The 14,204-nt window shown below is 61.2% G+C and carries 9 protein-coding genes; 6 read left to right on the top strand and 3 right to left on the bottom strand.

Annotated features, from left to right (window positions below):
- Positions 1-24: 24 nt before the first annotated feature.
- Together ACXYMO_RS02150 and ACXYMO_RS02155 are read left to right on the top strand one after the other, a co-directional pair.
- Positions 25-1,224 carry a multidrug effflux MFS transporter gene (locus tag ACXYMO_RS02150; protein ID WP_458877001.1) on the top strand — a complete coding sequence of 400 codons (1,200 nt, stop codon included), beginning with the start codon at positions 25-27 and terminating at the stop codon, positions 1,222-1,224.
- A gap of 57 nt (positions 1,225-1,281) precedes the next feature.
- Positions 1,282-2,964, top strand: coding sequence for a hypothetical protein (locus ACXYMO_RS02155; protein ID WP_458877002.1), 1,683 nt, complete (start codon positions 1,282-1,284; stop codon positions 2,962-2,964).
- A gap of 90 nt (positions 2,965-3,054) precedes the next feature.
- Here the strand turns inward: ACXYMO_RS02155 and mfd are convergent, their stop codons facing one another.
- Together mfd and ACXYMO_RS02165 are read right to left on the bottom strand one after the other, a co-directional pair.
- On the bottom strand, positions 3,055-6,516 hold the full coding sequence (gene mfd / locus ACXYMO_RS02160; RefSeq protein ID WP_458877003.1) for a transcription-repair coupling factor: 3,462 nt from the start codon (positions 6,514-6,516) through the stop codon (positions 3,055-3,057).
- 31 nt (positions 6,517-6,547) lie between these two features.
- Positions 6,548-7,069 carry a component of SufBCD complex gene (locus ACXYMO_RS02165; RefSeq protein WP_458877004.1) on the bottom strand — a complete coding sequence of 174 codons (522 nt, stop codon included), beginning with the start codon at positions 7,067-7,069 and terminating at the stop codon, positions 6,548-6,550.
- Positions 7,070-7,187: 118 nt separating this feature from the next.
- Here ACXYMO_RS02165 and hemB point away from each other — a divergent pair, with 118 nt between their 5' ends.
- The 3 genes from hemB to ACXYMO_RS02180 all read left to right on the top strand — a co-directional run bounded on the left by hemB (position 7,188) and on the right by ACXYMO_RS02180 (position 10,998).
- Entirely contained in the window at positions 7,188-8,186 is a 999-nt protein-coding gene (hemB, locus tag ACXYMO_RS02170; RefSeq protein ID WP_458877005.1) for a porphobilinogen synthase, read from the top strand.
- A 186-nt stretch (positions 8,187-8,372) separates the two neighbouring features.
- Complete coding sequence (locus tag ACXYMO_RS02175; RefSeq protein WP_458877006.1) at positions 8,373-10,259, top strand: M10 family metallopeptidase; 1,887 nt, start codon at positions 8,373-8,375, stop codon at positions 10,257-10,259.
- Between the two features lie 163 nt (positions 10,260-10,422).
- Positions 10,423-10,998 carry a lipid-binding SYLF domain-containing protein gene (locus ACXYMO_RS02180; protein WP_458877007.1) on the top strand — a complete coding sequence of 192 codons (576 nt, stop codon included), beginning with the start codon at positions 10,423-10,425 and terminating at the stop codon, positions 10,996-10,998.
- 65 nt (positions 10,999-11,063) lie between these two features.
- Here ACXYMO_RS02180 and ACXYMO_RS02185 read toward each other — a convergent pair whose 3' ends face one another.
- Positions 11,064-11,387 carry a hypothetical protein gene (locus ACXYMO_RS02185; protein WP_458877008.1) on the bottom strand — a complete coding sequence of 108 codons (324 nt, stop codon included), beginning with the start codon at positions 11,385-11,387 and terminating at the stop codon, positions 11,064-11,066.
- A 347-nt stretch (positions 11,388-11,734) separates the two neighbouring features.
- Here ACXYMO_RS02185 and ACXYMO_RS02190 point away from each other — a divergent pair, with 347 nt between their 5' ends.
- Entirely contained in the window at positions 11,735-14,200 is a 2,466-nt protein-coding gene (locus ACXYMO_RS02190) for a penicillin acylase family protein (RefSeq protein ID WP_458877009.1), read from the top strand.
- Positions 14,201-14,204 lie beyond the last annotated feature (4 nt).

Below are 14,204 nucleotides of genomic sequence, written 5' to 3' on the forward strand. Positions count from 1 at the left end.
GGGCGCGGACATCCAAGGATTTCCATGATGCCCAGACTGCACAAGGCTGAATTCATCGCATTGATGGCGATGATGTTCGCCACCATCGCCTTTTCGATCGATTCCATGTTGCCGGCCCTGCCCGAGATCGGCGCCGAACTGAGCCCCGATGCGCCCAACCGTGCGCAGCTGATCCTCACCTCCTTTGTGGCCGGGATCGGAATTGGCACGTTTTTTGTCGGTCCCCTGTCGGACAGGTTCGGGCGTAAACCTGTGATCATCGCCGGATCGGCGGTCTATATCGCGGCCTCGGTCCTGGCCTGGGCCAGCAATTCGCTGGAAATCGTTCTGGCCGCGCGGGTGGTTCAGGGGCTGGGCGCCGCAGCGCCGCGCATCGTGTCCGTGGCCATCATGCGCGACATGTATTCGGGGCGGGAAATGGCGCGCATGATGTCGATCGCGATGATGATCTTCACTATCTTTCCCGCCTTTGCCCCGTTGATGGGGGCCGGCGTGATCGCACTCCTTGGCTGGCGCGGCATTTTCCTGGCCTTCATTCTGTTCTCGCTGGTGTCGGTCGGTTGGCTGATGCTGCGCCTGCCCGAACCGTTGCCGGTCAGCGCCCGGCGCCCGCTGAGGTTCGCGACGATGTTGGACGGGGTGCGGGACATGTTCGCCGATCCCACCGTGCGCCTGTCCATTCTGGTCCAGACCCTGTGCATGGGCATGCTGTTCACGATGCTGATCATGGTCCAACCCGTCTATGACATCGTGTACGACCGCGCGGACGAATTTCCGGTCTGGTTTGCCGGCGTCGCCCTGGTCGCCGGCAGCGCCAGCCTGTTGAACGCGGCGCTTGTCGTACGGGTTGGCATGCGGCGCATGGTGACGTGGTCGCTGGCAGCGCAGATCGCGCTGTCGGGGGGGATGACCTTTCTGGGCGTGCTGGACAGCGCCGGGTTCGGCCCGTTCGTCGTCTGGCAATGCTGCGTGTTCTTCATGGCCGGAACGACGATTGGCAATCTCAACGCGATCGCGATGGAACCGATGGGCCATATCGCGGGCATGGCGGCCTCGGTGATCGGATCGGTCGCGACGGTTCTGGCCGCGGTGATTGCCGCCCCCGTGGGGCTGCTGTTTGACGGCTCGCCCCTGCCGTTGACGGGCGGTATCCTTGCCATGTCCGTGGTGGGGTACGCGCTGATGGTGCATATGGGCCGGATCGAAGAGCGACTGCCTGTTTGACCCCGGGACGCATCCGTCTAAGCTGCGGTGCACCTGATGTGAGGGGACACGACCGGGATGGACGACTACAGATCCTATTATGATCTGGGCACGCACACGTGGAAGATCACGACCACCTCCGCCCGGGCGCAGGTCTGGTTCGATCGCGGTCTGAACTGGCTTTACGGGTTCAACCACGAAGAGGCCGTCGCCTGTTTCGAGCGCGCTTTGGAGCACGACCGCAATTGCGCCATGGCCTATTGGGGCGTGGCCTATGCCCTGGGCCCCAATTACAACATGCCCTGGGACCTCTATGATGATCGCGGCCGGGCCAAGGCGCTGGGTGACGCCTTTGATGCCCTGCAGCGGGCGGTGGAATGCATTCGCGGTGTCACGCCGGTTGAACGGTCCCTGATCGAAGCCTTGCAGGCGCGGTACCCACAGGCCGAGCCCGCCAGCGATGAGGTGATGAAAGGCTGGGACCGGGATTTTGCCGACGCGATGCGCACGGCGTTCGAACGCTATCCCGAGAGCCTTGATCTGCGCGCGCTTTTTGTTGAATCCCTGATGGACCTGACACCCTGGCAGATGTGGGAACTGCGCACGGGCCGTCCGGCCGAAGGCGCCGCGACCCAAGAGGCGCAGAGCGTTCTGGAAGAGGCGCTGAACCATCAGTCCGGGGCGATGAAGCACCCCGGGTTGCTGCACCTTTACGTGCATCTGATGGAAATGTCGCCCTTTCCAGAAAAGGCGTTGAAAGCGGCGGATGTTCTGCGCACGCTGGTCCCGGACGCCGGGCATCTGGTGCATATGCCAACCCATCTCGACGTGCTCTGCGGTCATTATCACAACGTGGTGCACTGGAATGAACGCGCAATCGAGGCGGACCTGAAATATTATCGGCGCGAAGGCGCGTTCAATTTCTATACCGGGTATCGCCAGCACAATTATCATTTCGTGATCTACGGCGCGTTGTTCCTCGGGCAGATGGAACCGGCACTGGCCGCCGTGCGCGGCATGGCCGACACCGTCCCCGAGGACATGTTGCGCATCTCGAGCCCGCCAATGGCAGACTATTTCGAAAGCTACATGGCGATGGAACCGCATGTTCTGATCCGGTTCGGCAAGTGGGATGATCTGATCGCGATGCGCCCCCCCGATGACGCCGATCTCTATCGTACGCTGACGGCAACGGTGCATTACGCCCGGGCGCTGGCCTTTGCGGCCCTGGGCCGCGTCGCCGAGGCCGAGGCCGAGGAAAAGGTGTTTCTGAAGGCCCGTGGACGGGTGCCCGAGGAACGCTTACTGCACAATAACAAGGTGGACGATCTTCTAGAAATCGCTTCAGAAATGCTGCGCGGAGAGATCGAATACCGCAAGGGTAATTTCGAGGTCGCCTTTGACCATCTGCGCCGCTCGGCTCACCTGGAAGACACGCTGCCCTATGACGAACCCTGGGGCTGGATGCAGCCCACGCGCCATGCGCTGGGGGCGCTGCTGTTCGAACAGGGCCGCGTGGACGAGGCCGAGACCGTGTACCGCGAGGATCTGGGACTGGGAGGACAGCTGAGCCGCGCGACGGTGCACCCCGACAACGTCTGGAGCCTCAAGGGGTTACATGATTGCCTGAAGGCGCGCGGCGAGGACGTTGAAATCCACCAGATCAAACAGCGGCTGGACCTGGCGCTGGCACGGGCGGATGCGGCCGTGGGTGCCTCCTGTTTCTGTGCGCAGGCGGCGATGCGGGCGGCGGCCCGCTGAGGCCGAAGGCCACATTTGGTTTCCAAATCCGGAACAAAGAGCAACTCAAAACCCAATTGTCCCCAGAAATATGGCCAATTACGCCCTAATTCAGGCCTTGGCCTTTTTCTTCTTCTTTTCTGCGACCACTTTTTCGGCCAGATCGCGGGCAATGGCAAAGGCGCCCTTGATCTTGTCGGCCTCGCTGCGCCAGTCGCGGCGCACGACGATCTTGTTGTCCTTGACCTTGGCCATGCCGCGCTGATCCTGGATGAATTGGACCAGCCCCTCGGGCGAGGCAAATTTGTCATTGTGGAACTGGATCGTCGCGCCCTTGGGCCCGCCGTCAAGCTTGGCAATGCCGGCGCGTTTGCACATCGCCTTGATCCGCACGACCAGCAGCAATGTGTTCACCTCGCGCGGGAGCTTGCCGAACCGGTCGATCAGTTCGGCGGCAAACCCTTCGAGTTCGACCTTGCTGGTGAGGGAGGACAACCGGCGATACAGCCCAAGGCGCACGTCCAGATCGGGCACGTACTCTTCGGGAATCAATACGGCGACGCCCAGGTTGATCTGGGGCGCCCATTGATCGTCGGCTTCTGACAGGCCTTCCATCTCGCCGGCGCGGATTTTGGCGATCGCCTCTTCCAGCATGGATTGATAAAGTTCATAGCCCACATCGCGCATCTGGCCCGACTGTTCCTCTCCCAGCAGGTTCCCTGCCCCGCGAATGTCGAGATCCTGGCTGGCCAGCGTGAATCCGGCGCCAAGGGTGTCGAGGCTGCCCAGCACGCGCAGACGTTTTTCCGCCGTGGCGGTCAGTTTCGCGCGCGGTTTTGTGGTCAGATAGGCATAGGCGCGGGTCTTGCTGCGCCCCACGCGGCCCCGGATCTGATAGAGCTGGGCCAGACCGAACATGTCGGCCCGATGCACGATCATCGTGTTGGCCGTCGGGATATCGAGCCCGGATTCAACGATGGTCGTGGCCAGCAGCACGTCATATTTGCCGTCGTAAAAGGCGTTCATCCGGTCATCAAGCTCACCCGCCGCCATTTGACCATGGGCCACGACGAAGGTGATTTCCGGCACCTGTTCACGCAGGAAGGTTTCAATCTCCGGCAGATCGGTGATGCGCGGCACCACGTAAAAGCTCTGCCCGCCGCGATAATGTTCGCGCAATAGCGCCTCGCGGACGGTGACCGCGTCAAATTCGCTGACATAGGTGCGGATGGCAAGGCGGTCGACCGGCGGGGTGCCGATGATCGACAGATCGCGCACGCCCGACAGCGACAGTTGCAAGGTGCGCGGAATCGGGGTGGCGGTCAGGGTTAGCACGTGAATGTCGGTGCGCATCTGTTTCAGGCGCTCCTTGTGCGACACGCCGAAATGCTGTTCCTCGTCGATGATCAACAGGCCGAGGTTCTTGAACTTGACCCCCTTGGCCAGCAACGCATGGGTGCCGATCACGATATCGACGGTGCCCTTGGCCATGCCATCGCGGGTCAATTGCGCATCCTTGGCCGACACGAACCGGCTCAGTTGGCGAACGGCGACGGGAAAGCCCCGGAACCGTTCGGCAAAGCTGGCATAGTGCTGGCGGGCCAACAATGTGGTGGGCGCGATGATGGCCACCTGAACGCCCGACATGGCGGCGATAAAGGCGGCGCGCATCGCCACCTCGGTCTTGCCGAATCCCACGTCGCCGCAGATCAGCCGGTCCATCGGCGCGCCGGATGTCATGTCGGCCACCACGTCCGAAATGGCGCGCAGCTGGTCGTCGGTTTCCTCATAGGGGAAGCGGGCCGAAAAGGCCTCCCACGCGTGGTGATCGGGTTCCAGAACCGGGGCCTTGCGCAGGGCGCGTTCGGCGGCAACGCGGATCAGCCGGTCGGCCATTTCGCGAATGCGTTCTTTCAGCTTGGCCTTTTTCGCCTGCCATGCGCCGCCGCCCAGTCGGTCAAGCAGCCCCTCTTCGTGGCCGTATTTCGACAGCAGTTCGATGTTTTCGACCGGCAGGTACAGCCGCGCGTTTTCGGCATATTCCAGCAGCAGGCATTCATGCGCGGCCCCGGCGGCGGTGATCACCTCAAGCCCGTGATAACGCCCGATCCCGTGATCCACATGCACGACCAGATCGCCGGGCGACAGCGATTGCGCCTCGGTCAGAAAGTTTTCCGCCTTGCGTCGTTTCTTGGGCGCGCGGATCAGCCGGTCGCCCAGAACGTCCTGTTCCGAAATCACCGTCAGGCTGTCGGTCTGAAATCCGTGTTCCAGCGCCCAGACGGCAAGATGCAGACCGCGTTTTCCCATACGGGTGGCATTGGGGATCGGGATCGCCTCGCCCAGGCCTTCGTCCTCGATCAGGCCGGACAGGCGCTCGCGCGCCCCTTCGGAATAGGAGGCCACGACAACCGGCCCTTTATCAAGTCGCGCCGTGATGTGATCGGCAAGGGCCCCGAACAGGCTGATGGCCTCCTGCTGGCGTTCGGGGGCAAAGTTGCGCCCGATGCGCCCGCCCGCGTCGATGACGCCGGGACCGGAGGCTTGCGGCAACGGGTGAAATTGCAGGTTGCGCAGCGGGTCGGTCGCGCCGTGCCATGCGGCGTCGTCCAGATACAGCAGGTCCGGGGGCGTGGGTTTATAGACACTGTCGATGCGCGATTTCTGCGCCATCGCGATTTTGCGGGTTTCGTACTGATCGGCAATACTGTTCCACCGCGCCAGACGTGTCGGCGTGGTCTGATCGTCCAGCGTGACGGTGGCACCGGGCAGATAATCGAACAGGGTTTCCAGTTTTTCGTGGAAAAACGGCAACCAGTGTTCGATCCCCCGATGTTTGCGCCCGGCGCTGACGGCCTCATAGAGCGGATCGTCGGTGCCGGCCGCCCCGAATTCGATCCGGTAATTCTGGCGAAAGCGGGTGATCGCGGCCTCGTCCAGGATCACTTCGGACACCGGGGCCAGTTCGATCAGGTCAAGCTTTTCGGTGGTGCGCTGGGTCGCCGGGTCAAACCGGCGCGCCCCGTCAAGCACATCGCCGAAAAGGTCGAGGCGGACCGGACCGCCCTCGCCCGGCGGAAAGATGTCGATGATGCCGCCGCGGACGGCGTAATCGCCCGGCTCCATCACCGTAGGACTTTGGGAAAAGCCCATTCGAACAAGAAAGGTGCGCAAGGCGCTTTCGTCGATGCGGTCCCCGACGCGGGCGGTGAACGCGGCCTCGCGCAGAACCTCACGGGCCGGAACCCGCTGGGTTGCGGCGTTCAGCGTTGTCAAAAGCACGAATTCCGACGGCACCTGATGTACCAGCGCGGCCAGCGTGGCCATGCGGGCAGCCGAAATGTCGGCGTTTGGCGACACCCGGTCATACGGCAGGCAATCCCAACCGGGAAAGGTCAGAACCGGCATCTCAGGCGCAAAGAAGGCCAGCGCCGATTGGGTGGCAACCAGGCGTTTGTCATCGCGCGCGACATGGATCACCGGTTTGCCGGTGCGGGTGATCTCATCCAGGATCAGGCGTGCATCGTACCCCTCGGGGGCGCCGCCGACTGTGATATGTTCCGCTGCGGTCATGAATGCCTGGTCGGTTTTTGGTGAAGCGGCGTCAGAGTACGCCGATGTTGAGGTTCTGCCACATGCCCCAGAGGGCGGTGATGAAAATGGAGAGGGTGCCGATCAGCTGGGTGACAACCCTGTGGCGCGCCAGCCGTTTGCACAAAGCCTCGCCCTGGGTGTCTTCGGTTTCGATCTTGTAAGCGGTGCGCAGGCTGAGAAGGCCAACGATCGACATCGGAAAGCCCAGTAGGAACAGCGCTTGCGCGAATTCGACTTTGTAGACGAAGCCCAGCGTCGCCAGCATGGTCAGGATGAAACAGGTAAAGGCCATGATCCACAGCCCCGACATCCGCGCGATATAGAGCATCCGATTGACGTTGACGCGGGTGATGTCCTGGAGGTCTGTTTCGGCCTGACCGTGGTTGCGCCGGGCCCGCAGAACCATGTCAAACGGGACACCAAGAACCCAATGGCTGGCCGATGACCAGAACACGGCCAGCGCAATCCAGAACCACAGGTTTGAGAAGGACCGCATGTCGATCAGCTCGAAAATCGAGGTGTACCAATCCAAATTCAGCTGCCCTTTTCTTTAGTCGGCTTGCGGTTTCACCCTGACGGGTCAAAGAGCGCCCTTGTGAGTATCGGCTTTCCATGCCACCCAATGTGAAAATGTGCAAGGAGACCGTGGTATGAAACCGACAGTTGCGCCCTTTCCTTTGGCCCGCCTGCGCCGTGCGCGCCAGTCCCCGGCGATCCGATCGCTGGTACAGGAAAATTACCTATCGGTCGGCGATCTGATCTGGCCGGTCTTTGTGCGCGACGGCGCCGATATCGAGGAACCGGTACCGTCCATGCCCGGTGTCATGCGGCGCAGCGTGGACAGGATTGCCGGCGCCGCGCGCGAAGCGGCCGATCTTGGCATCCCGGCGATCTGCATTTTTCCCTATACCGATGCCAGTCTCAAGACCGAGGATTGCGCCGAGGCCTGGAACCCGGACAACCTCAGCAACCGGGCCATCCGCGCGATCAAGGATGCGGTGCCCGAGATTGCGGTGATGACCGACGTGGCGCTGGACCCTTACAACATCAACGGCCATGACGGGTATGTGGTGGATGGCGAAATCGTCAATGACGCCACGGTCGAGGCGCTGGTCAAGATGACGCTGGCGCAGGCCAAGGCGGGCGCCGATATCATCGGGCCAAGCGACATGATGGATGGGCGCATCGGCGCGATGCGCGCCGCGCTGGAGGCCGAAGGGCACCAGAACGTGATGATCCTGAGCTATGCTGCCAAATACGCCAGCGCCTTTTACGGCCCCTTCCGGGATGCCGTGGGGGCGTCCGGCGCGCTGACCGGTGACAAGAAAACCTATCAGATGGATCCGGCCAATTCGAACGAGGCGCTGCGCCTTGTCGAGCGTGATCTGCGCGAAGGCGCGGATATGGTCATGATCAAACCCGGCATGCCTTATCTGGATATCTGCCAGCGGGTGAAGGACACCTTTGGGGCGCCCACTTTTGCCTATCAGGTTAGCGGTGAATACGCGATGATCCAGGCCGCCGCCCAGAACGGGTGGATTGATGGCGAAAAGATCATGCTGGAAAGCCTGATGTCCTTTAAACGCGCAGGTTGCGACGGCATCCTGACATATTTCGCGCCAGCGGTTGCGCGCCTGTTGAACGGCTGATCCCGGAGTACCTCAAACGGGTGTCGGGCGGCATTGTTGTTGCTCGGCAACGCGCGCGGTTAACACACAAAGATTAATTATTCATTAACGCTCACTCTTTGGCTATATTCCAGATAAGCAGTCGGTCAAACCATGGCCGTTTTCGCGTGTTAATTTGCGATTTTATTAATGTATTGAGGTATTTGAATGAGCGGAACTGGGCATTCCACCTTCTTCGTGCTGCCAAGCGGTGATCCGGCGATTGACGGAATTCTCCATGAAAAAGGCTGGAACGACAGCACGATCACCTATGCGTTTCCAACCTCGAATCTGGAGTACGGCAGCTATGGTGCAAACGAAGACGTAAGATTTTTCCCGGTCACTGCCCTGGCTCAGGATACAGTGCATTTTGCCCTGAGCGAGACCGAGGGACCTGCCGCCGACGCCGGTTTTTCGGTCGAGGGTTTCACCGAACTGGATTTTGAGTTTGTCACCGACATGCTGGCCCATGTGCGGGTCGCCCAAACGACGCTGGATCCTTATGGCCTTGACACGGCGTGGTCCTATTATCCGTCTTCGGGCCAGACGGGGGGCGATGTGTGGCTGACCACTCAGGCCCAGGATTTCAGCGCGCCTCAGGCTGGAAATTATGCCAATTACACCATTCTGCATGAACTGGGCCATTCGCTGGGGTTAAAGCACGCCCATGAAGACGGGATCTATGGCGCCCTGCCCGCTGCCTATGACGCGATGGAATACACGGTAATGACCTATCGGTCCTACGTGAATGCCGGGACCAGTTCCTTTTCGAACGAGACCTGGGGCTATGCCCAGACATACATGATGCTCGACATCGCGGCGTTCCAGTATCTGTACGGCGCTGATTTTTCGAGCAATTCGGGCGATACCGTTTATTCCTGGTCGCCGGATACCGGCGAAACCTTTATCGATGGCGTTGCCGCGATTACTCCGGGCGACAACCGCATTTTCGCGACCATATGGGACGGAGACGGTGAGGATACCTATGATCTGAGCGCGTATTCCAACGGGGTCACTGTCGATCTGAAACCGGGACAGTTTTCGCTGTTCAGCGACCTGCAACAGGCATCCCTGGGCAATGGCCAGATGGCCAGCGGCAATATCTACAATGCCCTGCTCTATGAGGACGATTATCGCTCGATGATCGAAAACGCCGTGGGCGGAACGGGAGGCGACTTACTCAAGGGTAACGCCGTGGGCAACATGCTGGATGGTCTGAGCGGCGATGACGACCTGCACGGCAGACAGGGCAATGATCATCTTTACGGACGAAAGGGCAATGACGACCTGCGCGGTGGGGCCGGCAGTGACATGTTGTTTGGCGGTAGCGAGGATGACACCCTTGACGGTGGAAAGAATGACGATGAGCTTTTTGGCGGGCGCGGATCGGACGTAATGAGCGGAGGGACCGGTTCAGACAACATGGCCGGCGGTCTTGGTGATGATACGCTAAACGGTGGCGACGACGATGACATCCTGACCGGCGGGGACGGCGAAGATGACTTGTCGGGCGGCAGCGGGAATGACTGGATCAGAGGCGGTCGGATGAATGACCTTCTGAACGGTGGATCGGGATCCGACATCCTTTCGGGGGGGGACGGACATGACATTCTTCATGGCGGTGAAGACCGGGACGTTCTGAACGGCAAAGAAGGCCAGGATACCCTTTATGGAGATGAGGGCGACGACGTTCTGAACGGCGGCGATGGCGACGACATACTGACGGGCGGATTGGGGTTTGACCGTCTGATTGGCGGTGACGATTGCGATGTCTTCCGATTCGAGAGCAGCAATGACAGCTTGGCCAACGGCAGGGCGGATCAGATCCGCGACTTCCAGGCGGGCATGGACCTGATCGACCTTGCTGGGCTGTCCACGACCGAGTTCACGGTTGGGATCGAAAACGGCTTTGCCGGGTCCGGGTGCAGCGGATACACGCAAGAGACGTCCGAGGACACGCTGATCTTTGTTGATGTCGATGGCGACGGGAACGCGGATTTCGAAGTGGAAGTCATCGGCGTGACGGGCCTGAGCCTCGACGATTTCCTGTTGTGACGCGTCTTCAGGCGCAACCTTGGGTCGCGAAAGTCGTTCAGGAAGGCGGGAACCTGCCGAAAAACCCGGCAGGAAGCGTGACAGAGCGCAAAAATCCGCGTATATGTAGTGGCAAGGTCGGTCAAACCGACCACATCAAGCAGCATTACAGGCAGACAAATTCATGAGCATTATGACCTCTTCGCGGCTTACACGCCGTGGTTTCACATTGGGCGGTCTGGCGGGGCTTACCGTGACGGCCGCGTGCAGCAATGGCGTCGGAAGCAGTGGCGGCGCAACAATCGACGCGCGTGTCGATGCCACCCTCAATGAAATGTACAGCGTTTACCCCAACACCATCGGGCTGGCTGAAAAGGCCAGCGGTATGCTTGTCATGCCTCTGGTGACCGAGGCCGGTTTCTGGGTTGGCGGCGCCTATGGGCGCGGTGCCTTGCGGGTGAACGGTGTGACGGTGGATTACTACTCTACCACTAAGGCCAGCGCGGGTTTGCAGATTGGTGCGCAGCAATACGCGCATGTCCTCTTCTTCATGACCGACGCGGCGCTGGCTGATTTCCGGCGCTCGTCCGGTTGGGCCGCGGGCGCGGATCTGGAATATGTGATAAGCGATCGCGGCGATTCAGTCGCTGCGGATTCCACCACCCTGCGGTCGCCGGTTCTGGCGGCGGTCTTCGGCCGGGCCGGTCTGCGCATCGGTGCGACGCTCGAAGGAACCAAATATACCCGTATCATCCCCTGATAGCGGACCCTCAAAGCAAAAGCGCCGGACTTATGCCCGGCGCTTTTTGTAATGATATCAAAGAATTAGTAGCCTTTCTTCTCGTCCTTTGCGGTCACTTCGGCCCCCGAAAGGTTGCCTTCGCCGCGTGACTGGTTATCGACGCCATTCTCGATCCCTTCAACTTCTTCATTCGCGATCAGCGGGCTGTTGGCGGCTTCTTCAGCTGTGATGTTATCAGCGCCGCGCGATGCCTGATTGGCTTCGACCTGCTCGCCAATTGTCAGTTTCGCGTTGGGGTCAACGACTTCGGCGCCGCTCTGGTTGTCGTCGCCGCGCGATGCGGTTTCAGCCATGGCACCCGTGGAGATCAGAGCAGCAGCGATAGCGGTTGTCAGTGTCAGTTTCATATTGTTCCCTTTCTTTTCCATACAGCGTCATGCGCTGCATTGTGTGACGACCAAACACGCACCCCGACAGAAGGTTCCCCGCCGAAAATAACAGTTTCTTGAGAGGACTTTATTCGCCTCTGCCCCAAAAGCCCGCGCCGCCGGAGTGATCAACACTGGCTTTTGGTCTCCTTGGGGCTGGAGATGTTTGAGATGGCACCGCACCGGGCCCTGTCGCGGACACGTCGGTTTGGTGATGTGCTTTCCCGCGGTTCGCTCTTAACTTACCATCGAATTCTCAGTATCAGGCAATCCGGTCTGGTCGAAACGCAGGGCCTGAAACATCCGATCCGGGTCAAAGGTACAGAATGGCACTTGTTTTTCGCTGGTTGTTGCGTCTTTCGGGCGGTCTGGTCCTGCTGGTCTTGTGCGCCGTTGCGCTGATCTATTACCTGGCCAGCCAATCCCTGCCCGACTACGACCGGAAGGTTCAGGTGCGCGGGGTCTTGGCCCCGGTCGAAGTGGTCCGCGACAATGCAAATGTCCCTCATATTTTTGGTGAGGCCGATGCCGATGTGTTTTTCGGGCTAGGATATGCCCACGCGCAGGACCGCCTGTGGCAGATGACGATGTTGCGGCGCACCGCGCAGGGGCGGTTGTCCGAGGTTTTTGGCGCCAGCACGGTCAGCATCGACCGGTTGATGCGGCGCTTGGACATCTATCGTCTGGCGGTGGCATCGGTCGATTCCCAGGACGAGGCGACGCGCACCGCGCTGAGCGCCTATTCCGCCGGGGTCAACGCGCGACTGGATGAGATCAATGAACGCGCCCTGGGCCGGGGCGCGCCCGAGATGTTCCTGTTCAACGCCCCCGTCGCGCCCTGGCAACCCGGCGATTCCCTGGCGATCGTGAAACTGATGGCGCTGCAATCCTCGGAGCATCTTCAGCACGAGGTTCTGCGCGCGCGCAGCTCGCTGATGTTGGATGACGCGGCGCGTCTGGCCGATATCCTGCCCGATGTGCCCGGCACCGGCACTGCGGCCCTGCCCGAATACGCCAGCCTGTTCCCCGACCTGCCCCGCTATGCCCAAGGCACGGCAGTGCCGCGCCACCCCCTGTCGCCGGTGAAACGGTCAGGCTTTGGCGGGGCGTCGAATGCCTGGGCGGCGGCGCCCAGCCGTTCGGCCTCGGGCGGAACGCTGCTGGCCAATGATCCGCATATGGGGTTCAGCGCCCCGGCGATCTGGTATCTGGCCCGGCTCGAACTGGATTCGGGCGGTGTGATCGGCGGGACGATTCCGGGCCTGCCCGTGGTTCTCAGCGGGCGCAGCGCGCGTCTGGGTTGGGGCATTACGTCCTCATATCTGGACGATCAGGATCTCTTTATCGAACGTCTGAACCCGGACAACCCCGAACAATACCTGACCCCGGACGGGTACAAGGAATTCCAGACGCGCCCGTCCATCATCGAGATCAAGGACGCACAGCCCATCACGCTGACGCTGCGCTGGACCGAAAATGGGCCGGTCCTGCCCGGGAGTCATTTTGATCTGGAAACGATCACGCCGCCGGGGCACGTGGTGTCGCTGGCCTGGACCGTGCTCAGTCCGAAAGATACCTCGCTCACGGCCATGATGAATGTGATGGGGGCCCAAACCGTTCAGGACGCGATTGCCTTGGCCGAACCCTTTATCGCCCCCTCACAAAACATGCTGCTGGCGGACCAGACCACGATTGCGATGAAGACGATCGGTGCGGTGCCGCGCCGCGATCCGCGCCATCAAAGCAAGGGGCGCATGCCGTCGCAGGGATGGCGGGCCGAAAACCGGTGGCTGGGCCGCGCGCCCTACGCGTCCAACCCCGAATTCGTCGCGCCCCGGGGCGGCATACTGGGCAACACAAACAACAAGATACTGGAACGCCCCTTTCCCAATCACGTCTCCTATTTCTGGGGCGATTCACAGCGGGTGAACCGGTGGCAGCGCCTGATGCAATCCCGGCAGGTTCACACGCGCGACAGTTTCATCGAGGCACAGCTGGACCCGATCAGTTTCACGGCCCGCTCGCTTTTGCCGCTGATCGGGGCCGATCTGTGGTTCACCGAACAGGCCGCCCCCGAAGGCACGCCCGAACGGCAGCGCCAGATCGCGCTGTCGCTGCTGGCCGACTGGAACGGCGAGATGAACGAGCATCTGCCCGAACCGTTAATTTACGCGGCTTGGGTCCGGGCCTTGCAGGCCCGGCTGATCCGCGACGAACTGGGGCCGCTGGCAGACACCTATGACCAGGTGCAGCCGCTGTTCATCGAGCGGGTGTATCGAAACATCGACGGCGCGGGCGTCTGGTGCGACGTCCGCCAAAGCGCCCCGGTCGAAACCTGTTCCGAAATGGCGCGGCTGGCACTGGATGATGCACTGGTCTGGATCGGCGAGCATTACGGCACCGCGCTGGAATCCCTGCGCTGGGGCGATGCGCATCAGGCAACGCATGATCATCAGGTTCTGGGCGAGGTTCCGGTGTTGCGGTATTTCGTCAACATCCGGCAGTCGACCAGTGGTGGCGACAATACCCTGCAGCGCGGTCTGACATCCGGTGTCGGCCCCGATCCCTACCAAAACGTCCACGGCGCGGGGTATCGCGGAGTGTATGACTTCACCGACCCGGACAGTTCGGTCTTTGTGATCTCGACCGGGCAATCGGGGCATTTCCTGAGCCGGCATTATGATGACATGGCCCAGCTGTGGCGACGGGGGGAATATATCCCGATGTCGCTGGACGCCGATCTGGCGCGGGCGGCCTCGGTCGGGGTAACCACGCTTGTCCCGCGTGAATAGGGGA

Source organism: Arenibacterium sp. CAU 1754 (assembly GCF_054482635.1).